The 24064-nt window shown below is 62.4% G+C and carries 22 protein-coding genes; 6 read left to right on the top strand and 16 right to left on the bottom strand.

Annotated elements, in window-relative coordinates; all coding sequences use genetic code 11:
• Positions 1 to 11 precede the first annotated feature (11 nt).
• From ONR57_RS03940 to iolC, 7 genes are read right to left on the bottom strand one after another with little or no spacing between them, the layout of a single operon-like run.
• Positions 12 to 875, bottom strand: a complete 864-nt coding sequence (locus ONR57_RS03940; RefSeq protein ID WP_265121603.1) for a sugar phosphate isomerase/epimerase family protein — start codon at positions 873 to 875, stop codon at positions 12 to 14.
• A gap of 22 nt (positions 876 to 897) precedes the next feature.
• A complete protein-coding gene (locus tag ONR57_RS03935) occupies positions 898 to 1926 on the bottom strand; it encodes a Gfo/Idh/MocA family protein (protein ID WP_265121602.1) in 1029 nt (342 codons plus the stop codon).
• A gap of 13 nt (positions 1927 to 1939) precedes the next feature.
• A complete protein-coding gene (locus ONR57_RS03930) occupies positions 1940 to 2869 on the bottom strand; it encodes a sugar phosphate isomerase/epimerase (protein ID WP_265121601.1) in 930 nt (309 codons plus the stop codon).
• A gap of 16 nt (positions 2870 to 2885) precedes the next feature.
• Positions 2886 to 4826 carry a 3D-(3,5/4)-trihydroxycyclohexane-1,2-dione acylhydrolase (decyclizing) gene (iolD, locus tag ONR57_RS03925; RefSeq protein ID WP_265121600.1) on the bottom strand — a complete coding sequence of 647 codons (1941 nt, stop codon included), beginning with the start codon at positions 4824 to 4826 and terminating at the stop codon, positions 2886 to 2888.
• A 2-nt stretch (positions 4827 to 4828) separates the two neighbouring features.
• On the bottom strand, positions 4829 to 5755 hold the full coding sequence (iolB, locus tag ONR57_RS03920; protein ID WP_265121599.1) for a 5-deoxy-glucuronate isomerase: 927 nt from the start codon (positions 5753 to 5755) through the stop codon (positions 4829 to 4831).
• Positions 5756 to 5779: 24 nt separating this feature from the next.
• A complete protein-coding gene (locus tag ONR57_RS03915; protein ID WP_265121598.1) occupies positions 5780 to 6694 on the bottom strand; it encodes an aldolase in 915 nt (304 codons plus the stop codon).
• On the bottom strand, positions 6687 to 7619 hold the full coding sequence (iolC, locus tag ONR57_RS03910) for a 5-dehydro-2-deoxygluconokinase (RefSeq protein WP_374116394.1): 933 nt from the start codon (positions 7617 to 7619) through the stop codon (positions 6687 to 6689). The genes ONR57_RS03915 and iolC overlap by 8 nt, the downstream gene beginning before the upstream one ends.
• Before the next feature lie 333 nt (positions 7620 to 7952).
• Between iolC and ONR57_RS03905 the strand changes: the two genes are divergently transcribed.
• Entirely contained in the window at positions 7953 to 8690 is a 738-nt protein-coding gene (locus tag ONR57_RS03905) for a GntR family transcriptional regulator (protein WP_308198642.1), read from the top strand.
• A gap of 7 nt (positions 8691 to 8697) precedes the next feature.
• On the opposite strand, the gene ONR57_RS03900 is transcribed toward ONR57_RS03905, so the two are convergent.
• Complete coding sequence (locus ONR57_RS03900; protein WP_265121596.1) at positions 8698 to 9087, bottom strand: hypothetical protein; 390 nt, start codon at positions 9085 to 9087, stop codon at positions 8698 to 8700.
• Between the two features lie 365 nt (positions 9088 to 9452).
• Between ONR57_RS03900 and ONR57_RS03895 the strand changes: the two genes are divergently transcribed.
• From ONR57_RS03895 to ONR57_RS03885, 3 genes are all read left to right on the top strand, one after another.
• Positions 9453 to 10496: a substrate-binding domain-containing protein gene (locus ONR57_RS03895; RefSeq protein ID WP_265121595.1), complete on the top strand. Its 1044-nt coding sequence runs from the start codon at positions 9453 to 9455 to the stop codon at positions 10494 to 10496.
• Positions 10497 to 10638: 142 nt separating this feature from the next.
• Complete coding sequence (locus ONR57_RS03890; RefSeq protein ID WP_374116393.1) at positions 10639 to 11622, top strand: ABC transporter permease; 984 nt, start codon at positions 10639 to 10641, stop codon at positions 11620 to 11622.
• Between the two features lie 9 nt (positions 11623 to 11631).
• Positions 11632 to 12444: an ATP-binding cassette domain-containing protein gene (locus tag ONR57_RS03885; protein WP_265121593.1), complete on the top strand. Its 813-nt coding sequence runs from the start codon at positions 11632 to 11634 to the stop codon at positions 12442 to 12444.
• A 455-nt stretch (positions 12445 to 12899) separates the two neighbouring features.
• On the opposite strand, the gene ONR57_RS03880 is transcribed toward ONR57_RS03885, so the two are convergent.
• Genes ONR57_RS03880 through ONR57_RS03855 form a run of 6 tightly spaced genes read right to left on the bottom strand, consistent with a single transcriptional unit; the run spans position 12900 to position 19894 of the window.
• Entirely contained in the window at positions 12900 to 14201 is a 1302-nt protein-coding gene (locus tag ONR57_RS03880; RefSeq protein WP_265121592.1) for an ABC transporter substrate-binding protein, read from the bottom strand.
• A gap of 42 nt (positions 14202 to 14243) precedes the next feature.
• Complete coding sequence (locus ONR57_RS03875) at positions 14244 to 15455, bottom strand: branched-chain amino acid ABC transporter permease (RefSeq protein ID WP_265121591.1); 1212 nt, start codon at positions 15453 to 15455, stop codon at positions 14244 to 14246.
• On the bottom strand, positions 15452 to 16405 hold the full coding sequence (locus ONR57_RS03870) for a branched-chain amino acid ABC transporter permease (protein ID WP_265121590.1): 954 nt from the start codon (positions 16403 to 16405) through the stop codon (positions 15452 to 15454). The genes ONR57_RS03875 and ONR57_RS03870 overlap by 4 nt, the downstream gene beginning before the upstream one ends.
• Complete coding sequence (locus ONR57_RS03865) at positions 16402 to 18339, bottom strand: long-chain fatty acid--CoA ligase (RefSeq protein ID WP_265121589.1); 1938 nt, start codon at positions 18337 to 18339, stop codon at positions 16402 to 16404. Before ONR57_RS03865 ends, ONR57_RS03870 begins: the two co-directional genes overlap by 4 nt.
• Positions 18336 to 19109, bottom strand: a complete 774-nt coding sequence (locus ONR57_RS03860; RefSeq protein WP_265121588.1) for an ABC transporter ATP-binding protein — start codon at positions 19107 to 19109, stop codon at positions 18336 to 18338. Before ONR57_RS03860 ends, ONR57_RS03865 begins: the two co-directional genes overlap by 4 nt.
• Entirely contained in the window at positions 19106 to 19894 is a 789-nt protein-coding gene (locus tag ONR57_RS03855; protein WP_265121587.1) for an ABC transporter ATP-binding protein, read from the bottom strand. Before ONR57_RS03855 ends, ONR57_RS03860 begins: the two co-directional genes overlap by 4 nt.
• 229 nt (positions 19895 to 20123) lie before the next feature.
• On the opposite strand from ONR57_RS03855, the gene ONR57_RS03850 reads away from it, so the two are divergent.
• Positions 20124 to 20519 carry a pyridoxamine 5'-phosphate oxidase family protein gene (locus ONR57_RS03850; RefSeq protein ID WP_265121586.1) on the top strand — a complete coding sequence of 132 codons (396 nt, stop codon included), beginning with the start codon at positions 20124 to 20126 and terminating at the stop codon, positions 20517 to 20519.
• Between the two features lie 2 nt (positions 20520 to 20521).
• Here ONR57_RS03850 and ONR57_RS03845 read toward each other — a convergent pair whose 3' ends face one another.
• Complete coding sequence (locus tag ONR57_RS03845; protein ID WP_265121585.1) at positions 20522 to 21784, bottom strand: hypothetical protein; 1263 nt, start codon at positions 21782 to 21784, stop codon at positions 20522 to 20524.
• Between the two features lie 123 nt (positions 21785 to 21907).
• Between ONR57_RS03845 and ONR57_RS03840 the strand changes: the two genes are divergently transcribed.
• Positions 21908 to 23167, top strand: coding sequence for a S9 family peptidase (locus ONR57_RS03840; protein WP_265121584.1), 1260 nt, complete (start codon positions 21908 to 21910; stop codon positions 23165 to 23167).
• Here the strand turns inward: ONR57_RS03840 and ONR57_RS03835 are convergent.
• Positions 23164 to 24054 carry a siderophore-interacting protein gene (locus ONR57_RS03835; protein ID WP_265121583.1) on the bottom strand — a complete coding sequence of 297 codons (891 nt, stop codon included), beginning with the start codon at positions 24052 to 24054 and terminating at the stop codon, positions 23164 to 23166. The genes ONR57_RS03840 and ONR57_RS03835 overlap by 4 nt on opposite strands.
• Positions 24055 to 24064 lie beyond the last annotated feature (10 nt).

Below are 24064 nucleotides of genomic sequence, written 5' to 3'. Positions count from 1 at the left end.
AGTGGTGGTTATCAGGCGAGTTCGGAGGTGATCCGGTCGAGCATCCGCTTGTGGATCTCGTCGGCCTTTTCTTCCCAGCCGAAGACGCACACGGTGGCTACGCCGTCGAACTGCACGTCTCGTAAGGTGGAAAAGAAGTCCTCCCATGGCACCTCGCCATGCCCGATCTCGTTGTGCTGGTGAATCCGTACATCTGCTCCAGGCGGGTTGATGATGTACCGGTTGCCCTGGTTCGCTCGGTGGTTGTAGCAGTCGGCAATGTGCACGTGCGCGAGCTTGTCGCTAGCTTGGCGAAGCATCTCGCCCACGTTGTACGCGCCGTCGGATAGATGAAACGAATGGGGTGCGCAGTACACGTAATTCACCCACGACTTGTTGAGCCCGCGAATGATGTTCAGCGCATCAGCGTTTCGCTCGGCGAAGTCGTACGGGTGGGCCTCGAGGTTCAGCGCGATGCCGTACCGCTCAAAGACAGGGATGAGTTCCTCCATCGACCGGTAGAAAGCATGTTCTGACTCACGCGGACGGTTCGGGTCCCCGGACAACTCTGAGTTCACCAGCGGGCATTCGAGGTCATTTGCGATCTCGAGCAGCCGCTTCCAGTTGCGGACCTGCGCCCGCCGTTCTTGCTCATCAGGGGATGCCCAGTTGAATACGGGAACGAGGGTAAGTACCTGGACGCCGGTCTCTTTCATCGCTTGCTTGACGTCGGCGATTGCGGCGTCATCGGCCTTGGGATAGTGATGCCAAAAGAAGAAGTCGGCGCGCGGCGAGAGTTCGAGGTACTCGTAGCCGAGATCCGCCGCCTTGCGGACCTCATCGGCGACCGACAGTTCGGGGTGGTACATGTTGGGGTCGAGCGCGATCTTGACCACGTCGGCTCCTCTCAGGTGGTTGTCAGGCTCCAGGGATGGACGCACGTTCGGGCAACTCGATCGCGACCCGTTCGCCGGAGTTCAGTGCGCGAACGCCGGCCTCGCAAACCACCGCGGCTGCGTAGCCATCCCACGCGCGCGGGCCGTTCACGACGTAGTTGCCGCTCGCGATCGCCTTGCGGGACTGATCCGCCCATGCCTGCAATTGGCTGGCGTATGCCTGATCGAAGCGCTCCCTGAAGTCGGCGGTCACCGGCCCGCCCCAAACCCCCGGTGCGGTCTTGTGCACCGCCCCCATACCGAGGCCGATCTGGACTGAACCGCGTTCGAAGACTGCTTCAGTCCGGACCTCGTATGCGATTCCGGTGTTCACAAAAACTTCGACGTCGACCATGCGGCCGCTTTCCGTTTCGAAGATTGCGAACTGCGGATCACGCAGGTTCTCGTGCGACGTGGAGACCGGCGCAGGTGTGAGAATACGTACGGCGGTGATCTCCTCACCGAAGAGGAACCGCGTGACGTCGACCTCGTGGACCAGCGCGTCCTTGACGACCATCTCGGAATCGAAATGCGGATGGGTGGCCTTGTTGCGGTGCGCGCAGTGCAGAAGCAGCGGGGCACCGAGTTCGCCGGACTCCACAACGCCGCGAAGGTGTGCATACTCGTGGTCATAGCGGCGCATGAAGCCGACTTGGATGAGCTGCTTGCCGAGTTCGGCTTCAGCCTTCACGATCGCGAGCGAGGACTCTGCGTCGGTGGTCAGCGGCTTTTCACACAGCACCGGTTTACCGGTTTCAAGGCACGCCAGCACCTGTTTTTCATGTGCCGGGCCAGGTGTGGCGATAACGACAGCGTCCACATCGTCGGCGGCGATCGCCTCCAGTGGATCGCTGACCACACGGGCACCTGTCGAGTGGGCAACCTCCTGCGCGCGTTCGGGGGAGAAGTCGTTGATGACCGTCACTGCAACACCGCTGGTACGGTTTGCGAGGGTCTCAGCATGGTAGGTCCCCATCAGCCCGACGCCGAGGACAGCAACACGGAGTGTCATTGGTGTGGTCCTTTCAGTTCTTGTACGGCCAGCGGCGGACGGGTCCGAGTCCGCAGGCGGAAAAGTAGCCAGCGGTGCGGGCTCCGATGGGCAGAGGGATATGGGGTGCCACGGGGTACAGGTCCTGCTCGACGATCGTGAAGATGTCGCTGTCGAGCTTCGCGAGTGCATCCAACAGCGGTGGCATGTCAGGGATGCCGTGGGGCGGTTCCACCATCGCGCCGAGCTTGACGGCTTCGGAGAACGGCAGATTCTGCGCACGCACCGTTGTGAGCACTTCAGGGTCGACTTGCTTGAGGTGGACGTAGTGAACGCGCTCCGGGAATTTCCGGATGATGTCCACGTTGTCGCCATCGCAGTAGGAAATGTGGCCGGTGTCGAGGCATAGGTTCACGTACTGCGGATCGGTGTCCTGCAGGTACCGTTCCACGCGTTCCTGCGTGTCGACGTGTGTGTCGACGTGTGGGTGGAACACAAGCTCGATACCGAACTCTTCCAGCATGATCTTTGCGAGTTCATTCGACCCGTTAACCAAGTCGTTCCATTGTTGCGCCTCAAGGTCTGCAGCTTCGGTCGCCGCACCTGAATGCATGTCGGTGTATTGCTCGGGCAGGTGCACAAGATACTTCGCGCCCACGGCTTGCAGCAGCCGGGCTTCCTTGCTGAAAGTATCGATGGCCTCCTTCAGCGCATCGCGGCCGCGGTGAAGCCCGGCGAATACCGTTCCGCCGCTGACTTTCAGCTGACGCTGCTCCAACTCATCGCGTAGCCGACCGGGGTCCTGCGGCAGAAAGCCCGCCGGTCCGAGTTCGGTCCAGCTATAGCCGGCCTGGGCGATCTCATCGAGGTACTGTTGCCAGCTGACCTGGTGGTCGTCTTCAGGAAACCAGACACCCCAGGAATCGGGTGCGGTGCCGAGGGTGAGTCGAGAAAGGTCTGTCATGGACTTGTGTCCTTCACTATTCGGAGGGCGTCAGATAGTGCCGCTGCACGGACTTCCACGCGTCATAGACTTCGCGGGCTTGTTGCGTCGATTCGAGTGCCGACGTCTCTGACACGGGCACGTCCCACCAGGACTTGCTGTCAGGTGCGTTCGTCATGAGGTCACTCTCGACGTGGATCACGGTGGGCCGTGGGCTGGTCTTGGCGTGCTTGATCGCTGCGGCGAACTCTGACGCAGTGTGTGCCCGGATAACTTCCGCACCAAGGCTTTCCGCGTTTGCTGCGAGGTCGACGGGCAAGACGTCGCCGTCGAGGCGGCCGCGGTCGGAGCGGTAACGGTATTTCGTACCGAACCGCTGCGAACCGAGTTCTTCAGAAAGTGAACCGATCGACGCGTAGCCGTCGTTCTGCACGAGAACAACGTTGACGGGGACGCCCTCCTGCACCGCCGTGACGAGTTCGGTCGCCATCATCAGATAGGAGCCGTCACCGACCATGACGAACACGTCGCGGTCCGGACACGCCATCTGAATCCCGAGACCGCCAGCCACTTCGTAGCCCATGCAAGAATACGCGTACTCCACGTGATATCCCTTGCTATCGCGGGTACGCCACATCTTGTGCAAGTCGCCAGGCATTGAGCCAGCAGCGCACACCACGACGTCACGGGGATCGGTGAGTTCGTTGACCAGCCCGATGACTTCAGACTGCAGCAGTCTCCCGCTTTCGCCGGTACGGCCCGGGTGGTACGCCGACTCGACCATGGCGTCCCATTCGGCTGCGAGACTGCGGACCCGCTCCTGATACTCGTCCGTGGTGCGATACCCGTCGATCAGATCAGCGAGTGCCGTGAGTGTTTCGCGCGCATCCGCGAGAACCCCGACCGCGCTGTGCTTGCACACATCGAGTGAGCACACGTTGATGTTCACGAACTTCACGTCCGGGTTTGAGAACGCGGTTCGTGAGGCGGTCGTGAAATCGCTATAGCGGGTGCCGATACCGATGACCACGTCAGCGTCAGCGGCGAGCGCGTTGGCAGCAGTTGTGCCTGTTGAGCCGATCGCACCCACCGCGAGCGGGTGGTCGTAACGCAGCGCGCCCTTGCCCGCCTGGGTTTCTCCCACTGGGATGCCAGTCTGCTCAGCGAAGGCTCTGAGCGCCTCCGTTGCGCGCGAATAATGCACTCCGCCACCCGCAACTAGCAGTGGCTTCTGGGCTGCGCGGATGAGGTCGAGGGCACGTGCCACCTGGCCGGGCTGCGGCACGACCCGTCCGAGGTGCCAGGTGCGCTCGTTGAACAGCGCTACCGGCCAGTCGAACGCTTCAGCCTGGACGTCCTGCGGAATCGCCACGGTAACCGCGCCGGTTTCAGCCTGATCCGTGAGCACACGCATCGCCCCGAGCAACGCCGAGGGCAGCTGCTCGGGACGCCACACCCGATCGAAGAACTTCGAGACGGGGCGCAGCGTGTCGTTGACCGTGAGGTCACCTGAGTCGGGGCGCTCGAGCTCTTGCAGGACCGGGGCGCTTACGCGGGTCGCAAAGGTGTCGGCGGGGAGCAGCAACACCGGTATGCGGTTAGTCGTAGCGAGCGCCGCGCCGGTCACAAGGTTGGTGGCGCCGGGCCCGATGGACGTCGTCACCGCCCACGTCTGGAGGCGGTCCTTAGCCCGTGAGTAGGCCACCGCGGTGTGCACCATGGCTTGCTCATTGCGGCCGAGGATGTAGGGCAGCGCCTCCGGGTCCTCGAGTTCGGCCTGCAAGAGCGCCTGGCCGAGGCCTGCGACGTTGCCGTGACCGAAGATGCCGAAGCAGCCGGCGAACAGTTTCTGTCGTTCACCGTCGCGCTCGACGAATTGATTGGCGAGGAACTTGATCGTCGCTTGGGAAACAGTCAGCCGCACGGTTGGTTCGTCATTGGGAATTCTGCCCTGCGGGGTCTGGTTAATCGGTGCCACGACTATGCTCCGGAGTTGGGTCGAAGGGGGAGACGGGGGTCAACGTCCTGGCTATCCCAGGTGCCGCGGATCCACGTGTGCTGGGGATCGTCGGTAATCTTCCAGGCGCGCACCGCGCCAGGACCGGCCATGACGTTGAGGTAATACATGTGGTGGCCGGGCGCGGCGACGGACGGGCCGTGGTAGCCGTGTGGAATCAGCACGGCATCGCCGGTGCGGACCTCTTCAAGGACCTCGATGGGTCGCTCTTTGGTGCCATATACGCGCTGATAGCCGAAGCCCCGACCGGTGGTGTCGACCCCACCGGTGAACGAGCCATCACCAGGATCAGCCTCGGAGATCTCGAAGTAGTAGATCTCTTCAAGGGAGGACTCAGCCTCGGTTTCTTCGTCATGCTTGTGGCTGGGGTAGCTGGACCAATTGCCACCCGGTGTTACGACTTCGCACGCGATAAGTGAGTCCGCTTCAAATGCGTCGGCGGTGCCGAAATTACGGACCTCGCGACTGCAGTTGCCGGCGCCGCGCAACTCCACGGCGACGTCATTGGCCGCGACATAGCGCATTGGAAGTTTGTTTTTCGCGCGAGCTCCGCACAGCGCGATGCGGCCTCCTGCCTCTGTGGAAAGCGTGAATTTGCTGTCTCGGCCGACGTACACGAAATCGCTGGGACCTGTGAAGACGGAGGTGCGACCCTGGAGTGCGAACGTTCCCGCACCGTTTGCGACGGTGGCTGATCCCGCGAGGGGAATCACGATGTACTCGTCATCACGAGTCTCCAATGTGAGGCGCTGCCCGGGTTCGAGGTTGGCGATGCGCAGGCTCGATTCAGTCCAGCCTGCGGACTGCGGCGTGACTTGGAGGGCAAAGGGACCGCGCGCCGCCGCACCGTTAGGGAGGTAATAATTGCTTCGCTTCAGAGTGTCTAGCATGTGTAGTCCTTAAGGGTCACGAGATCAGCGGAGCAACGAGACTGCGGTTGCCACAGCACCTGCGACGTTGTCGTCATGTGGATAGAGCAGCGTGCGACCGACGATGAGCCCGCGAACTGACGGCAGTGCCAAAGCATTCGCCCAACTTGAATAAGTGTCGTCGGGGTCTCCGTCGGGATCTCCGCCGAGCAGCAAGGTGGGGAGTGTCGTTGCGTTCATGACGCGTTCCATCTCGTGCACCACAGGCAACTTCATCCAGGTGTACGCGGAGGTTGAGCCGAGGCCCTGGCCGATGTGGATCGACTTGATGACGGCGTCAGGACTCAGGTCGTTGCGTACCTTGCCCCCCACCCACCGGGACAAGAAGGGCTCAACCATCGCGATGAGTTCGCGCGCCGCGAGGTCGTCGATCGCTTGCGCGCACGCCTGCAGAGTTGGCAGTGTGCCTGCGTCCTCGAGTGCGATGCGGCACAGCATTTTCGCTCCGTTGAGTCCTTGCCGCGCAGTCGATTCGGCCGTTGCGCCGGTCATCCGGTCGTCGAACTCGAATGATGCGCCGGCGATGCCGCCGCGGTTCATCGACGAGAACACGACTTTGTCTTCGAGCGCACCCAAGAGAAGAAGGTCCTCAAGCACGTCGTTGGTGGCTAGGACGCCATCCACGCCGGGGTTGGCGAGTGCTTCGCGAAGCCGGTCGAGCAGTTCGAGGCGGCTCGCCATCGCGTCATGGTTGCCTCGCACCGCAAGCGCGCCCCGCGCGGGATGATCGGCAGCGACAATCATCAGTCTGCCGTCATCCCGGATTGTTGGACGACGGCCGCGGGCTGCCCATGCGCGGGTGATGGCGGAGGGTTCGGCTGCGCGAAGCGCGGTGACTTCGGCGTAGTTCGAGCAGACAGGTTTTCTGCCCGGCAGTTCAGCGAGGAGCGTGTCAGACATGGAGCGACTCCTCGTCCGGAAGGAAGGCGGTGATTTCGCCCTCTGTTGGCATTGCGGTAGAGCATTCGAGGCGCGACGCGACGATCGCACCTGCGGCGTTTGCGTGGCGCAGGACCTTCTCGAGCGGCCAGCCAGCGAGCAAGCCGTGGCATAGAGAGCCACCGAACGCATCGCCGGCGCCGAGGCCGTTGACGACGTCCACGGCAATCGGAGGTACGACGACCGAACCGGAACGGTTCTTTCCAAGCACACCTTTCGGGCCCTGCTTAACGATCGCGATTTCGACACCGAGGTCGAGCAACGCGTCAGCCGCTTTGTGCGGTTCGGTCTCTCCTACTGCAACCTCGCATTCCTCGCGGTTACCGACGGCCACAGTGATATGAGGGAGAGCTCGTTGCACCTGCTCAGTTGCCGCCTCAGCGGATTCCCAGAACATTGGGCGGTAATCGAGGTCAAGCACAGTGAATGGCCGGCGCTCGCGAGCTTCCCAGGCAGCGAAATGCGCGCTGCGGCTTGGCTCTTCGGACAGGCCGGTAACGGTCGACCAGTAGAGGCGCGCGTTGCGCACCGCACGGGCGGGAATGTCGGCTGGCGTAACTTGCAGGTCTGGCGCGCTCGGCTTGCGGTAGAAGTACAACGGGAAGTTGTCGGGCGGGAAGATCTCGCAGAACGTGACCGGTGTGGCGTACTCGCTATTTGTGATCACGTAGCGGTTCTCGACGCCGAGGCGCTGAAGTTCTTGTTTCACGTAACGGCCGAACGCGTCATCTCCGGCCCCGGAGATCAGCGCCGACCGGCGCCCGAGGCGTGCGGCCGCCACGGTGACATTGGCGGCACTACCGCCAAGAAACTTGCCAAACGAGGTGACGTCCTCAAGACCCACTCCGGTCTGGAGCGGGTAAATGTCGACTCCGCTGCGGCCGATCGCGAGAACGTCATAGACCTGACCGTCGGCCCTCGAGGTATTCGATGTGGCCGGGTCCGATCCCGATGGATTGTGTGTGACCTGCACTATTTCGCTCCCACTGTGTCGCTGCTGTTCGCTCGGTGTTGCGTTACCGCCAGGGGTACAAGCGCCACTCGTAGTTCTGACTGTGCGCCAGCACACATGCCACTGTCAAGACTTTGTCCTAACATTCGGACGTTGTGTCTTTCGATGGTATCGTGGTTTGATCAGCACTGGTGCTGTGAAGTGTCCCTGTGGCCGGGGGGCCCTCGGGATGTTCCGTCGCGGGCGTCCAAAGAACGGAGGCGTGTTGTGAGCGTGCCGCTAGAACTTCGTCTCGACCGCTCAAGCCCGCTTCCGCTGTACTATCAGCTCGCCGAGGCGATTGAGCAGGCGATTCACGAAGGCGTGCTGAATCCTGGCGACAGGGTAGAGAACGAGATCGCGCTCGCGGAGCGGCTCAACCTGTCCCGGCCGACAACGCGCCGCGCGATCCAGGAACTCGTCGACAAAGGGCTGCTCGTTCGTAAGCGCGGGGTAGGCACGCAGGTGGTGCAGGCCCCTCTGCACCGCCAGGTTGAGCTGACCAGTCTGTATGACGATCTGATGCGCGCCGGAAAGAAGCCGGGCACCACGATGCTCGAATACACCCTCCACGGAGCCGAATTGGAGGTTGCGCGCGAGCTCAACCTGCGCGCAGGGGACGATGTCGTGCTGATTCGCCGGTTGCGGCTCGCCGATCAGGAGCCGATCGCACTGATGGCGAACTACCTTCCGGCGGAGGTTGCGCCCCCAGAAGATGAACTCGCGTCTCGAGGGCTCTATGAGGCGCTGCGGGTGCGCGGCATTCACATCCGGATAGCCCGGCAGCGGATCGGCGCACAAGCCGCGTCCAAAGAGGAAGCTGAACTGCTCGACGAGCAGCTGGGTGCGCCGCTGCTTACGATGCAGCGCACGGCTTTTGACGACACCGGGAAAGCGGTGGAGTTCGGTAAACACCTCTACCGCGCCAATCGGTATTCGTTCGAGACGACGCTCGTCGGCCGTTAGCGGGTAGTCACTGGGGTGTTTGAGTGCGCGCGAGGTTCAAGCGCTGGAGTGTTCCGTTGCCTTCTCCGCCAATCCGGGACTGGATTGCCACCTGGTACGTGATGGCGTGAATGGTTGCCTTGTGTGCTGCGACTCTTGCTCGGAAAACGAGGCACAGCGGACTGCCTGAAACGCCGGGAAGTGTCTGCGGTCTCAGTGACACCGACGCGCTGTCTACCGCGGCGACGGTGGCTTCGTCATCGTCGTCCGCCACTGAGGAAGGCGCTGCGGTAACGGTGACGTCGAGTATTTGTGAGGCGGTTTCGTACGAGTTGATCGTTGTCGCGGCGACCGGCAGGTAAGACGTGAGTTCCTCGCGCCGGTGTGCTGGCGCTCGCTCCAATGAAGTTGATCGCAACCCAGCCCGTGTATGTCTCTGTGCGAACTCGGGTTGTCGATAGCGGGTCTGTGTAGGCGTACAGCTCCAGGTGGCGGGGAGATACGACATTGCCAATCGGGATCGCGACCATGGTTCTCGTGACCTTTCTTCGGGTTTGTGCTGGTTAATGCCCTTTCGACGTACTCAGCTTGCGGAAGTGCTGGGCAGGCACCCTCGGGGTGGAATTCCGAACCTTGGTGTGAAGTTGAGCGATCACTGCCAAACTTCGTCAGAATGTTAGAACAAAGTATTGACAGGACGTTGTGAGCTGAGTTACACCTAGATACATCGGTGGCGAACAAGATAGTTCAGCCCGGTTTCACATCACGAAGGGACATCCCCACATGACCGTTCACCCTCAGCGGGAGATTAGCCGGGACTCAGGCACCGGGCCGTCGCGCGCCCGCCGCCGCTGGCTGGGAATCGCCGCAGGAATCACAATTGCCGCGGTGACTGCGGCATGTTCATCGACGGGCGGCCGTCCCGAAGCAACTGGCGGCGGACTCGGAGCCGGGCAGGCCGACACCGATCCGATCACAATCGCGATGATCACCCACGCGGCGCCAGGTGACACATTCTGGGATCTCATCCGTGCTGGAGCCGAGGCGGCCGCTCAGAAGAACAATGCGACGCTTCGCTATTCGTCTGACCCGCAAGCGCCTAACCAGGCCAACTTCGTCCAGGGCGCTCTTGACGCTGGTGTCGACGGAATAGCAGTGACTCTCGCCTTCCCTGACGCGATGGCAGGTGCTGTCGACGCCGCGCATAACCGCGGTGTCCCCCTCGTCGCCTTCAATGCCGGTCTCGATGATTGGCAACGGCTCGGGGTTACCCAGTACTTTGGCCAGGACGAGACCGTGGCCGGTAACGCCGTGGGCGAGCGCCTGAATGAGGAAGGCTCGGAGCGGGCGATCTGCGTCATTCAGGAGCAGGGCCACGTCGCGCTTGAATCCCGCTGCGCGGGCGTGGCGGAAACGTTCAACGGTAACGTCGAAGTCCTCAATGTCGACGGCAGGAACATGCCCGGTGTTCGCTCGGGCATCGACGCGAAGTTGCGGCAGGATCCCAGCATCGACACGGTGATCACACTCGGCGCGCCGTTTGCCCTCACTGCGGTTGACTCTGTGGGTGATGCCGGCAGCGATGCGCGGGTAGTCACCTTCGATACCAACGCTGCACTCATTGACGCTCTCGATGCCGGAACGGTCGACTGGGCAATTGATCAGCAGCCGTTCCTCCAGGGATATCTTGCTGTCGACTCGCTGTGGCTATACCTGCTGAACGGCACCGAAATTGGCGGTGGCCAGCCGGTACTGACAGGACCGACGTTCATCGACGAGTCGAATGTCGAGTCGGTTGCCGAGGCCACCCGGGCCGGTCTGCGTTAACCGAGCTAGCGCACGGGTGCGCTGCCCCCAACCGCGCCCGTGCGCTTCCCACTGACTTCAAGGAAAGAACATGTCTGTTCAAACCACCCCCGCAGCGGCGCCGCAGCGTCCCAAAGATGAGCGCCTTGCTCAGCGCAGCTTCATGCATCGAGTTATCCTTCGGCCTGAACTCGGGTCCGTCGTTGGCGCACTGCTGATCTTCGGGTTCTTCATAGTGATGGCCCCGCCTTTCCGCAACATCGACTCTTTCGCGACCGTGCTCTACGCGAGTTCCACGATCGGCATCATGGCCATCGCGGTCGCGCTGCTGATGATTGGTGGAGAGTTCGACCTTTCGGCTGGCGTCAACGTCACGACCGGCGCCCTGGCGGCCTCGATGATCGCCTACAACCTGCACCTCAATTTGTGGCTGGGGGCGTTCCTCGCGCTCTTCGTGTGCCTCGGGATCGGTTTCGTCAACGGGTATCTCGTCACGAAAACAAAGATCCACAGCTTCCTGATCACCTTGGGCATGTTCTTGATGCTTCAAGGCGCGAACATTGCGGTAACCAAGCTCATCAGCAATGCTGTGTCGACGCCGCGCGTGTCAGACATGGAAGGCTGGGCATCTGCTCGGGCGGTCTTCTCGTCAAGCCTGAATGTCTTCGGTGTCAACATCCGCATCACGGTGCTCTGGTGGCTGCTCTTCGCCGCAGTGGCTACGTTCGTGCTCTTCAAGACGAAGTTCGGCAACTGGATCTTCTCCGTCGGTGGCAACGCGGACAGTGCACGTGCTGTCGGTGTCCCGGTCGCCCGCGTCAAGATAATCCTCTTTATGACGGTCGGCTTCGCCGCCTGGTTCTCGGGGATGCACATCCTGTTCGCATTCGACACCGTCCAGTCCGGGCAGGGCGTCACCAACGAGCTGATCTACATCGCGGCAGCGGTGATCGGCGGCTGTTTACTGACCGGCGGTTACGGCACAGCGATCGGCGCCTGCGTCGGTGCCTTCATCTTCGGTATGACGAACCAGGGCATCGTGCTCGCAGGCTGGGAACCTGACTGGTTCAAGTTCTTCCTCGGCGCGATGCTGCTCCTCGCCGTCATCGGCAACAACGAGCTGCGCAAGTATGCGGCGAACAAGTAAGGCGTAAACATGAGTACAGCAACAGAATCCACGGCTGGCGCCAAGCACGGCGGAAAAGTCCCCCTTATCGAGTTCAAGCATGTGGGCAAGCGCTACGGCAACATCGTTGCCCTGCAGGACATCAACCTGCGAGTGTTCCCTGGTGAGGTCACCGGTGTCCTCGGTGATAACGGCGCGGGCAAATCCACCCTCATCAAGATCATGGCCGGCTTGCACCAACAGACCGAAGGCGACGTTCTTGTCGATGGTGAGCCAGTTCATTTCAACTCCCCGATGGAAGCGCTTGAAAAAGGTATCGCCACGGTTTACCAGGATCTGGCTGTCGTCGCGCTGATGCCGGTGTGGCGCAACTTCTTTCTCGGGCAGGAACTCTACAAGAACAAAGTGCTCCGGTCGCTTGATGTCAAGAAGATGCGTGAGATCACCCGCGATGAGCTGTACAAGATGGGCATCGACTTGCCTGATGTGGAAGCCCCGATCGGCAGTCTCTCAGGTGGTCAGCGGCAGTGCGTCGCGATCGCCCGCGCCGTGTATTTCGGGGCGCGCGCCCTGATCCTCGACGAGCCGACAGCCGCGCTGGGCGTCAAGCAGTCCGGCATGGTGCTGCGGTATATCACCGCGGCGAAGGAGCACGGCTTCGGTGTCATCTTCATCACGCACAACCCACACCACGCGTACATGGTCGGTGATCACTTCGTCTTGCTCAACCGCGGACGGCAAACACTGGACTGCACGTACGACGAGTTGTCGCTCGAGGACTTGACTCGCCAGATGGCTGGTGGGGACGAGCTCGAGGCGCTCTCCCACGAACTGCGGAAATAGCTCACCTGAACAGATGTGAAGGGGCGCCCGCTCAGTGCGGGCGCCCCTTCGATTCCCCCTGGATCGCGCCCTGCCCCCTGTTACTGCGGGCGCGCTCACTTTCCGGATCGGAGCATAACGCAGGTCACGTGCGCACGGCGAGAAATGGTTGATCGTACAACATGGCACAGGGCTCGACTGACTAGGGGGTAAATGTCCATTAGGGGTGAATCCCCCTGTGTGCGAACGGGATGCTGCACCTCCTCCTAGCCGCAACTAGCCTGGATATGTGTTGTAAATCACTTACTAGGGGAGGCTGGTATGTACTGCATTCAGGTGTGGCCGTGGTCCGTTTTCTGCGGACTCATCGCGGACATCGTCAACATCATCACATGAAGTGCTCGCGCGAATCGAGGCACGATCGCTAAAGGCCGCCTCGCGCGCAGTGCGCGAGGCGGCCTTTAGTTTGTTACCAGTTACGGCTGAACGCAGGGTGCGTCGTACTCGACTTCTGTGGTCGCTTGCACACTATCGGCGATCATCCGGGTACCGAGTTCGACCTCCGCGTCGGGCACTGAGATCACGGCGCTCATGTCGGCGAGCGCTGGCGCTTCGCCGAACGTATGCGAGGGGAGTGCGCCTTCGTAGTCGACTTCGAGGCCGTTGATGGCGGCTCGCAGCGCGGCACGAGTGAGCTCACCGTCCTCGGCTGCCTGTTCGAGCAGCGATTTCATCGGGTAGGACCAAACCCAGCCGAAGATGTAACCCTGATTGCCAGGCAGCCGGCCATCGAGTGACTCACGGATCGCGGTGAGCGCTGCACTGTCACCGTCCCAGCCCTGCCACGGCCCGATGTGGTTGTACCGCGCGGTCAAAGCACCGATCGCCGCGGTTTCCAGCAGGCGCGGATTCCAGGTAGGAACGGAGCCAAGGAACCGGCCGTCGTATCCGCGCGCAACAGATTTCGCGACAATTTCGGCCGCCTCAGCCGGGGCTGTGGCGATCAAGACGACGTCCGGCTGCAGGCTGAGGATCTGTTCAACGGCTGCATCCTGGTTTTGCACCATCGCGTTGGGGGCGGTGTCTATTTGCCGAAGCAGTTCGACGTCGTTTGCCTCCGCCCAGCGCTCCGCGCCGACAGCCGAGTCGGATCCGTAATCTCCTGGGAAACCAACAGTGAGCAGCGTTTCGGGCATGCCGTGTTCGCCTGCGTACCAGTCGAGGCCGATGACTGACTCGGTGCAGTACGAGTAACCCGATTCGAGGATCAGTCCGCGATCGGCTTCGTCGAATTGCAGGCCAGACCACCACGAGCCGGGAACAGCAACGACGTTGGCTGCGTCCATGCTCGGCAGGACGGATTCGGTCTGCGGGGTGCCGAGACTCATCGCGAGCGCGAGGATGTGCGGCTCGATGTCCTGGTACTCGGTGGCGTGCTGATCCACGCTGTACGCGGTATTGCGGGTGTACCGCGAAATATCCACGTCGTAGCCAGCGATCCCGCCGTTTTCGTTGACGTTGCGCCAGAAGGCGAGCTGCCCCTGATGGATCTGCGCGCCGAGTTCCGCGAAGGGGCCTCCTTCGAGGTCGGACAGCACACCTAAGTAAATGCAGCCGTTGTCCGGGTTCACTGCATCGGGGCAGGGCTCCTCGGTTACTCCCACATCTGCGGTGATGTCGTCGTCGTCCACCGCTGTGCACGCTGTGCCAGCGGCAAGCGCGAGAATCGCGGGAGCAGCAATCAATCGGGCGCGCCAGCGCCGGGCTTGTGGACTCACAAGGAACCTCCTCATTCTGGCAATCTGCCGCATTTCACACACTTATCTGGAGAATGGCCACGCTTTGAAGTAGTTCCGGACGCGAATCCACAGACCGAACAGGCCGCGTGGTTCGGCGATGATGAAGACGACGATCAACAGGCCAAACACGATGGCTTTGAACTCATCGACGGTGAGGCCGCCACCAGTGACGCCACTTGCGCTCAGGAACGGCAAGAGGTGCGAGAACTCGTCGATGAGCCGAGGGAGGAGCACAACGAAACACGCGCCGATGATGCTGCCCGAGATTGTCGCCATGCCTCCGATCAGGACGATCGCGAGAAAATCGATGGAAAGCAGCAGGTTCCAGCGGTCTGCGCTGATCCGGCCGACCACGACGGTCAGGAGTGCACCGCAAATTCCGGCATACGCCGAAGACAGGACGAAAGCGAGGGTCTTCGTGCGCTGCAGTCCGATCCCCATCACTTCGGCTGCGATGTCGCGGTCGCGGACGGCCGCGAACGCGCGTCCAATGCGGGACCGGGCGATGTTGCGGGCCGCGATTGCGAGAACGATCAGCAGGAGCAGGCAGAGGAAGTACACCGTGACTTGCTGGGTCAGTACGTAACCGCCGATGCGGTAGCTGGCGCTGAGGTCGTTACCGAATAACGTGAGGTTCGCGGGTGCGCGGCCCACCCCCGATCCTCCGGTCACCGCTCGCCATTCACGGAAGAGATGGTCGCCGAGCATCAGCAGCGCGAGCGTCAATGTTGCGAGGTACAGGCCGCGGACGCGGGCCGCGAGCGGTGCGACAAGGAATCCGAGTATGGCCGGGATGATGGCTGCGAGCGGCAGCCACAGGGCCATATCCCAGCCCATTCCCCATACTCGGCCTGTGGGGTCGCCGCCGAACACCGCGGCGGTGTAGGCACCAACGCCCACAAAGAAGGCGTGTCCGAGCGACACTTGCCCCGCGTACCCCGTGAGCAGGTTTAACCCGATCCCGCCGATCGCGTAAACGCACGCGAGCGACAGCAGCACTGTGAGGTCACGGGAAATGAAGAACGGCGCGAGTACGGCAAGGACGATGAGCCCAACCGTCCACCACAGCTTTGCCGGAGTGTTCCAGATCGCCTCGTCGCTGGAGTACCGCGTGTAGAGCCGCGGCCGGCCCCGCCGGGCCGCAGCGGGTACTCGTGCCGCGTGTTCAGCATCGGGCTCCTGCTCGCCGAGCCGTCCGCTGAGGTTGAGTCCCGTGCTGGTCGATGTGCTCATACGCGTTGCACCTCCTTGGTGCCGAACAGACCGTGCGGCCGGATCATCAGGACGACGAGCATGATCAGATACGGCATGACAATGTCGAAGTTCGCGCCGAGCCACGGCGCAACTCCCGGCTGGTAGGTCTTCGTGAGAGCTTCGGCGAGGCCCACGACGAGCCCGCCGACTACGGCGCCTTTGACGGAATCGAGCCCGCCCAGGATGATCGCCGGGATCGCTTTGAGCGCGATCAGCGCGCCCAGCGCGGCTACACCACCCGCCGCGGTGCCGAGCAGCACCCCCGCGAGTGCAGCGAAAGCGCCTGCGATGCCCCACGAAAGCGCAAACACTTTTCCGGCACTGATGCCCTGAGCCATCGCGACTTCGGGGTCGTGGGCGGTGGCGCGCATCGCGAGGCCGTAGCGTGAGCGGCTCAGCCACAAACCCAGCGCGGCGATTGCCAGTGCCGCCATGATCAGCTTGGCCAGATCTGTGTAGGCGACGGTCACCCCGCCGTCGCATGGCGCTGGTACCCCGGGGATCGCAACGGCGGTCGCTCGCCGTTCACCGCCGACACAAAAGTTGCTGAGACCCCACGGATCACCGGAGGTGATCACGCCGTGGCCGATGAGCTTGGTGGTGACGACAAGTCCTGCCGCGAAAAGACCGACGGTGACGAGCGCTGCCGAGAACGGTGGCCTGCCGACCATAGGGCGCAGCGCGACGCGTTCACACGCCATCGCCACGAGCGCACCCGCGCCGACAGCGAGCACAACAGCCAGCGCAAACGGCAGCCCCCAGCGCACGGCGACCAGGTAGCTGACGTAGGTTCCGAAGATCATGAAGATCGGCTGGGCGAAGTTCAGCACTCCCGTGGCGCGGAAGATGATGACGAAACCGATCGCGATAAGGGCATACAATGCGCCCAGACCGGCTCCGCGAACAAGGGTGTCGAGTAGTTCGATCATGGGGAATCTCCTTGGGTCCCAGCCGAATCTGGCTCGGTGTCGCCCGTGTGAATCTGACTGAGGTCCCCGCCAGGATGATGCGTGTTGTCGAAGTACATGTCCTCGATGAGATCGCTGAAACGATCCGCGAGTGCAGCCCGCCGTACCTTCTGGGTGGCAGTGAGTTCGCCGTCGTCATGGTCGAGTTCCTTGAGCAGCAGCCGGAACTTCCGGACGTTCTCGACGCGCGCGAAACGCTCGTTGGTGGCCAGGATCGCTTGTTGCACCAGTGAGATGATTTGGGGCTTTCGGGAGAGATCGCGGTACGTCGTGTACTGGATGCCGTTGCGGCTGGCCCAGTCAGCGGCGGAGTCGAAATCGATGCCGATCAGTGCCGTGAGGTACGGCCGCTTGTCGCCGATCACCACTGCTTCCTTGATGAAGGGTGAGGTCTTTAGCTGGTTTTCGATCTCGGATGGGGAGATGTTCTTCCCGCCCGCGGTGATGATGATGTCTTTCAGGCGATCGACGATCCGCACATATGTGCCTTCCACCCATTCGCCGACGTCACCGGTGTGCAGCCAGCCGTCGGTGTCAATGGTTGACTCAGTCGCCTCAGGCCGCTGCCAGTAACCGGCGAACGTGCCCGGATGGCGGGTGAGAATTTCGCCGGTGCGTTCATCGAGGGTGAGTTCAATGCCTGGGATGGGTTCACCGACGGTCCCGAGTTTTACGCGGCCGCGCCGGTTCGCAGTCGCGATGGCGCAATTCTCGGTCATTCCGTATGCCTCGAACATTGGGACACCAAGTGCGGTGAAGAATCGGAGTACATCGGGAGAGATCGGTGCTGCGCCGGAGATTGCGGCACGGACTTTGCGGAGTCCGAGCTTGTCGCGCAGCGCCCGGAACAGCAGTGGGTACCCGAGACCGTAGAGCAGGCGCGACGTCGCGGTGTGTTCACCGCCGTTGTCGATGCGGGCGGCCGCGATCTTGTTACCGAGCCCCATACCAGCGCGGAATGCTGCTTTCTTCACAGGTGAGGCAGCCATCATCCGGATGGCCACACCAGACTGGAGCTTTTCCCAGATTCGCGGTACCGCGAAGAGCAGCGTCGGCTGCACTTCAGCAAGGTCGGCGGCGACGGTGTCGATCGATTCGGCGAAGTGAACGACGAGGCCGTTGGCCGCGTTATTCCATGTCGTGAACATGCGCTCAGCGACGTGGCATAGGGGCAGGAACGAGAGGGAGACATCCCGTTCCGAGGCGGGCGGGTCGACAAGGCCGGAATCACTGAGCAGGGCACCGATCGCGTAGTCGATGTTCGCCGCCGTGAGCATCGCGCCTTTCGGTGGCCCGGTGGTTCCGGAAGTGTAGATCAGCGTGGCGATATCGTCGGGCTGAGCGTGCGCAGCGATGTCATCCAGCAGGGCCGGGTGTGCGCGCTGATGCTCGGCGCCACGGTCGAGAAGTTCGGTGAAGGACATCAGCCGCGGCTCGGCGTAGTTCGCCACCCCGCGCGGTTCGAGGTATACGACGTGCTCGAGCGCCGGGCAGCGCTCCCACACCTCGAGCACTTTGTCGACTTGTTCCTGGTCTTCGGCGATGAGGATACGAATGCCGGCGTCATTGAGCTGGTATTCAACCTCCGCCGGGGGATTGGTTGAGTAGAACCCCACGGTGATCGCACGCAGCGATAGGGTGCCGAGGTCGCAGAAGAGCCACTCGGGCCGGTTTTCCGAAAGGATGCCTACCCGCTCACCCACGGTGATACCCAGGTCGGCGAGTCCATGAGCCACTAGCTGGACGTGCTCGTGGTAGCGCGCCCAGGTGATGCCCCGCCAGACGCCAAGATTCTTTTCCCGAAGCGCCACAAGTTGGGGGGTGTCTCGAGCGCGCTGTGCGATTCGCGCGGGCAAGGTTTGGGCGGCGGATATCTGTGTGGCCATCGCGCTCATGCGGACGCACCTCCCGCTTCACCGAGGTACGCGGCGAGCACCGCGGGATCGTTCTGAACTTCGGCGGGAGTACCTAGCGCGATTCTGCGGCCGAAATCGAGCACGAGCACGCGGTCAGCAAGATCCATGACGAGCTTCATATCGTGCTCGACCATGATCATCGTGACTCCCAGCTCGGCACGGATGTCGAGAATGAAACGCGCCATGTCTTCGGTTTCCTCGACGTTCATCCCCGCGACAGGCTCGTCGAGCAGCAGCAGCCGAGGTTCCATCGCGAGTGCCCGGCCCAGTTCGACACGTTTCTTGACGCCGTATGGCAGCATGCCGACGGGGTAGCTTCGGACGGCCTGGAGGTTGAGGAATTCGATGAGGTCTTCGGCGAACCGGCGGGCAAGTAGTTCCTGGCGCCGCGCCCGTCCGATCCGCAAGGCTGCTTCTAAGGTGCTGTAGCGAAGGTGAATGTGGCGGCCCAGCTTGATGTTGTCGAGGACCGAAAGATTGTCGAAAAGCTCGATGTTCTGGAACATCCGTGCGATACCAAGCTGCGCGACGGCGTCGGGTCGGCGGCCGAGGAGGGACTGACCGGCGAATGCGATCGCTCCTTCCTGCGGCCGGTACACGCCGGAGAGACAATTGAACATCGACGTCTTTCCGGCGCCATTCGGGCCGATGATCGCGAACAGTTCACTCTCCGCAACCGAGAAGCTCACTCCAGAGAGCGCTTTCGCACCACCAAAACGCAGGCTCACGCCGTCGACATCGAGCATCATGACAGCCACCGCTTCCGCCGCTTGTAATGTTTGATGTCGCGGTAGGAAACTCCAGCGCCCTCCTTGCTGAGCCCCAGGTAGAACTCACGGATGTCGGAGTCGTTCCGCAGCGTTTCAGCAGGGGCGTCCATGACGATGCGCCCGTTCTCCATCACATAGCCGTGATGCGCGATGGAGAGTGCCATCGCGGCATTCTGCTCAACGAGCAGCACGCCGGTACCGGACTCATTGATCTGGACGATGAGGTCACGGATCTGGCTGACGATGCGTGGAGCCAATCCAAGGCTTGGTTCGTCGAGCAGTAAATACCGCGGCTGTGCCATCAAAGCCCGCCCAATCGCGAGCATCTGCTGCTCCCCGCCAGAGAGGTAACCAGCACCGGTTCTTCGCCGCTCAGCGAGAATCGGAAACATTGTGTACACGCGGTCGAGACTGTCCGGAATGCTTCCTCGGGGCTGCGTGTGCGCACCGACTCGAAGGTTCTCTTCGACGGTGAAGTCGACGAAGATCCGGCGGCCCTCCATCACCTGCGACACCCCTGCACCAACCACCGCCTCGGGACTGTGCGTCGTGATGTCTGTCCCGTCAAGTTCGACCCGGCCGCCAGAAATCCGTCCCCGGTGAATGCCGAGAAGGCCGGTGACAGCGCGCAGCGTGCTCGTCTTGCCAGCACCGTTGCCGCCGAGGAGCGCCACAATCCGCCCGTCCGGTACCTCGATGCTGACACCCTTGCTGACGAGGATGACATCCTCGTATACGATCTCCAGGTTCTGAATCGACAGCATCTATGCGTGACTTCCCCCGCAGCCCAAGCGAAGTGGACCCCCTGTGAGCCACTTCACTTCTCGTTCGTTGTGAAAACTGTATACGGAGAGCTCGGCAAAAACGTCCGATTCGGCCATTTCCGCGTGTTGGGACGTTCGCGGGGCAACTAGGTACGAAAGTCCCTGCCGCTGAATCGTGCGCGGCGGCAGCATTGCAGGTACGCACTTTCTTTCGGTTTAGGAGGCTGACATGACTGCCCTGCAAGAAATTGGCTCAGCGGCTTGCTTATCACTGCTCGGCAGCGAACACGTGGGGCGACTCGCATACGTTGACGGCAGCGCACCCGTCATCCGTCCCGTGAATTACTACCTGGCCGACGAACATTCGATCATTATCCGAACCCACTACGGCAGCAGCTTCAGCGGTCTCAAAGGTGCCCCCGTCTCGTTCGAGATCGACAAGGTTGATAACGCGCAGGGGAGCGGCTGGAGTGTGGTCGTCACCGGTACTGCCGAACCGATCACCGATATCGACGAACTGGTGGTGGCAGCGGATCCGCGTTATCGCCCGTGGGCGCCTGGCGAAAAAGGGCAGTTCCTGCGTATACGGGTAGCGCAGATAAGCGGCCGCGAGCTTTCCGCGTGAGGTCAGTGCCGCATGGTCAGCGCCGCGATATCACCGCCGATGAAGTCCTGGTACGCGTCTAGCGCCGTCTCGACATCGCCGAACTGGTCACCAACCTCGTGTGTGTTCTTCGCAGAGATCTCCCGCAGTCCTGAACGAGAGATGAGGTCGTCGATCTTGTTGTCCAGGCTCTTCGCACGACGGACAGTATTGATCGTGCGCAGTTTGTATTCCGCCTGAGTGAGGAGATCGCCGATGCGGGCAAGCGCTGCAACCCGGTCCACGAGCTGATCCCACACCGGCACGAGTGCGGCGAATCGATCCTGAATATGCTGGCGCGCGACCTCGTTGCTCGCCGCATCCAAACCGTTCAGTTCGGTGACGATGACGCGCAGCGCCGCCGTATCGACGGCGATCTGCCGAAGCTCCTCGGCGAGATCGAGTTGCCCGCGCTGCAGGACGAAATGATCAGAATGCCACGCGCTGGAGTTGCTGATCCGGTCGTAGAGGGTGCCCGCCAGGTAAAGCAAAGTGTCGTACCGGTCGGCGAACTGTCCCGGATCAGCCATGAAATCCGGCACCCGCGGCCCCGCTGTCCGGCCTAGCATGAAGCGGCGGGTGCCTTCCGAGAACTTTGCGACTTGCTCTGCGGTGAAGCTGAACGGCCCCATGAAGTGCAGCGCGTGCTCTGAGTCTGAAGGCATCGGCGCTGGCGTGCGCCGGAGCGCATCGAATATTGCCAGGCGCTGCTCGGGATCGAGGTGAACGCCATCGCGTTTGTCCCGGCGGGCGGCACGCGCAGACTTGGCGAAGTGTTCATCGGAATTGATGAAGGCCTGGCGCTTGGCATGTAACTGGTGCAGCAAATCTGCGGCGCGCAGGCGCAGCATGCCGCGAGATATCGGCGTCTTCGCGGCCCGGGCGCGGGCCAGCGTTCGAGCGTGCTCATCGGAAAGCGCCCGCAGTTCGGCGTATCCGCCAATCCTCGGAAGACCCCGGCCCGCACGGCGCCGCGTAGTGAGTATTTCGCGAATATCCTCGTCGAGGTATCCCACTGCGATCAGCAGCGCTGCCTCGTCGGAGAGATCCGGGTGGGCGCCATCAATCTGTTCCTCGCCGATGTACGCGTGCTCGCTCCACTCACGCACCTGGGCGGTGATGCGCTCGCGCCGTTCGACAACGGTCTCCACGCCCCCCACGGCCGCAGTGGGGCGGGGCGTGACCGCAGAACCACCGGGGCCTGCATCATCGGGCTGGCTGCCGGGTGTTCCGGCGCGTTCGGGCATCGTTCCTCCTTGAACTCTGTACCTGACATTTTCCCAGCGGTTGAGACAATTGTGGCGCGAACGTGACTGACTCGACACAGAACCAGACATAGGGGAGCGCCCATCTTCTACCGTTGACGCAATGTGAGGCACTCGGAGGACTATGTGGGGCTGGCCGGAGTGACACCGTTCAAGCGCTGGTCCGCGGTGTTGTGCGCGGTAATAACCCTGGTTGTCTCGAGTTGTCAGCTGGCGCTCGCTGATCCGGTGGATGAGGCGATCGCACTTTTGCCTCCGCACGAACGTCCGTTGTGGTCCGGGCTCGATGTTCGCGATTATGCCGGGGCTGTTCCCGCTGACATGGGAACCCTGCTCGCCGCCAATCCTCTCGATGAGCGGCGCTGGCTTCCGGGCGCCGGGGCGGCATACCGGATCCTCTACGCGACTCCGGACCAGCATGGCCGCCCGGCGCTCAGCACCGGTGCGGTGCACCTTCCCCACGGTTCGCCACTAGACGGCGGGTTCAGACTGATCGCGTATGGTCACGGCACCGTGGGGCTGGGTGACCAGTGCACGCCGTCAGCACGCACTCCTGACCCGGATACCGGCGCCTACCTGGCGTCCTGGCTTGCAGCTGGCTACGCCCTCGTCATCACCGACTACCAGGGGTTAGGTACCCCAGGCGTCCACCCATATCTGCACGGAATGACCGAAGCGAACAGCATCGTTCATGCAGTCCGCGCGCTTGATCAGATGGCCCTTCCCATTTCCCGTGACTGGGCACTTGTCGGCCATTCACAGGGCGGCCATGCCGCTTTGCATACCGCTCGCTTTGCCAGCGATATCGATGCCGGTGTGGCTGCGCGGCTGCTGGGGACTGTCGCCATTGCGCCCGGTGTTCACGTAGAGCGGCTGCTGCCGCTCGTCCGCCCGGAATTGCCGGCAGTCGCCCCGCCAGGAATAGTCGTCTACGCGCTGCTGATCGCGGCAGGTATGCGGGAGACGTACCCGGAATTGCCGATCGAAGAGATTCTCACGCCACGCGGGCAGCAACTTGTCGATTACGCGCTGTTCCAGTGCACTCGAGCGGTGCGGGATGCGGTGACAGGTCTGCAGCCAAGAGACATCCTGGCCCGCGCACCGGCGGAGATCCCGGGGATCCAAGACCTTGTATCCGAGTATCTCGCGGTCCCCGCAACGGGTTATCGCGGCCCGCTCCTGATCGTTCAGGGGCTGCCCGACCTGGCTGTCCCTGCGCCACTCACCCTTGGCTTCGCCGCAGAACTTGCGAGCAACGGCGAACAGTTCGATCTGGTCGTGCACCCGGCTGCCGATCACCTGACGGTGCTGCGGGAAACGCGGCGAGAGGTGGCGGAGTTCGTGGCTGATCTGTGGGCGAATTAGAAACCTGCACGCTCGAGTTCGGCGTCCCATGCGTCGATGAGTTCCTGGCCGTGCATCCCGGATTCGACGAGCCTGCCGTAGCGCTGCACCATGGTTTCCTGGACAGGCTCGTAGCGCCGCATGAAGTCTTCTTTGTCGCGGCGCCAGTAACCGAGGACGCACATGTCCCGAGCTGTCAGGCTGAGTTCTTTGCGCAGGTACTTGCGGATGCTGCGGGTGACGCTCGCTTCGGCGGCGACCCAGAAGTAGGTGTCGGGTTCAGGTGCTGGCAGTTCGCGGACCGCGCCGTCGAGGCGTGAGGGGCCGTGCCCCATGCCGCTGCCCGCCAGCCACATGTACGTCACGGCCGCTGCGGACGAGAGTTCTTGGGCATCAGCCGAATTGACAATCTCCGTGACGACAGTGGCGGTGGTTCCCGCGGGGAGGTTCTCCAGGATTCGTCCCGCCGCAGGCAGTCCGGTCGCATCTGCGGCGATGACGTAGTGCCGCGTGGTCGCGGGCGGCTTGAACCACCCGTCAGCTGCGGAGAGGCCGACTTGGTCGCCTGGCTTCGCATTGAGCGCCCAGGCGGACGCCACCCCGCCGTCGTGGACGACGAAGTCGATATCCATTTCACCGCGGTGCGGGTCGAAATTGCGGACCGTGTAACTGCGTCCTTGCGGCTCGTCGCTGGGGTCCTCAAAGACCCAAGCCCCGTCGACAGCGCGGGGCCGTTGCGGCACTCGCATCCCTGGATTCGGGAAGTACACACCGAGCCGCTCGTCGGGGTATCCGCTCGACTCGAAGCGCGAAAGCTCCGCGCCACCAAGGCGAACGCGAACCATGTTCGGCGTGATACGGCTCGTGGTGAGGACTTCCGCGAGATAGAAATCGTCAGTGCGAGGCATCTTTACTCCC

This window comes from Hoyosella sp. YIM 151337 (assembly GCF_026041215.1).
Classification (GTDB): domain Bacteria; phylum Actinomycetota; class Actinomycetes; order Mycobacteriales; family Mycobacteriaceae; genus Hoyosella.
The sequence above is the reverse complement of the archived record's forward strand: the minus strand, read 5'-3'. Positions and strand labels throughout refer to the sequence as shown.

Excerpts from the sequence above, each read along its gene's own strand:
- ONR57_RS03930 (WP_265121601.1), bottom strand. The coding sequence starts at position 2,869 with ATGACAGACCTTTCTCGACTCACCCTCGGCACCGCACCCGATTCCTGG.
- ONR57_RS03860 (WP_265121588.1), bottom strand. The coding sequence starts at position 19,109 with ATGATGCTCGATGTCGACGGCGTGAGCCTGCGTTTTGGTGGTGCGAAA.
- ONR57_RS03875 (WP_265121591.1), bottom strand. The coding sequence starts at position 15,455 with ATGAGCACATCGACCAGCACGGGACTCAACCTCAGCGGACGGCTCGGC.
- ONR57_RS03845 (WP_265121585.1), bottom strand. The coding sequence starts at position 21,784 with ATGCCCGAACGCGCCGGAACACCCGGCAGCCAGCCCGATGATGCAGGC.
- ONR57_RS03850 (WP_265121586.1), top strand. The coding sequence starts at position 20,124 with ATGACTGCCCTGCAAGAAATTGGCTCAGCGGCTTGCTTATCACTGCTC.
- ONR57_RS03870 (WP_265121590.1), bottom strand. The coding sequence starts at position 16,405 with ATGATCGAACTACTCGACACCCTTGTTCGCGGAGCCGGTCTGGGCGCA.
- ONR57_RS03835 (WP_265121583.1), bottom strand. The coding sequence starts at position 24,054 with ATGCCTCGCACTGACGATTTCTATCTCGCGGAAGTCCTCACCACGAGC.
- ONR57_RS03865 (WP_265121589.1), bottom strand. The coding sequence starts at position 18,339 with ATGAGCGCGATGGCCACACAGATATCCGCCGCCCAAACCTTGCCCGCG.
- ONR57_RS03885 (WP_265121593.1), top strand. The coding sequence starts at position 11,632 with ATGAGTACAGCAACAGAATCCACGGCTGGCGCCAAGCACGGCGGAAAA.
- ONR57_RS03855 (WP_265121587.1), bottom strand. The coding sequence starts at position 19,894 with ATGCTGTCGATTCAGAACCTGGAGATCGTATACGAGGATGTCATCCTC.
- ONR57_RS03890 (WP_374116393.1), top strand. The coding sequence starts at position 10,639 with ATGCATCGAGTTATCCTTCGGCCTGAACTCGGGTCCGTCGTTGGCGCA.
- ONR57_RS03935 (WP_265121602.1), bottom strand. The coding sequence starts at position 1,926 with ATGACACTCCGTGTTGCTGTCCTCGGCGTCGGGCTGATGGGGACCTAC.
- iolB (WP_265121599.1), bottom strand. The coding sequence starts at position 5,755 with ATGCTAGACACTCTGAAGCGAAGCAATTATTACCTCCCTAACGGTGCG.
- ONR57_RS03915 (WP_265121598.1), bottom strand. The coding sequence starts at position 6,694 with ATGTCTGACACGCTCCTCGCTGAACTGCCGGGCAGAAAACCTGTCTGC.
- ONR57_RS03895 (WP_265121595.1), top strand. The coding sequence starts at position 9,453 with ATGACCGTTCACCCTCAGCGGGAGATTAGCCGGGACTCAGGCACCGGG.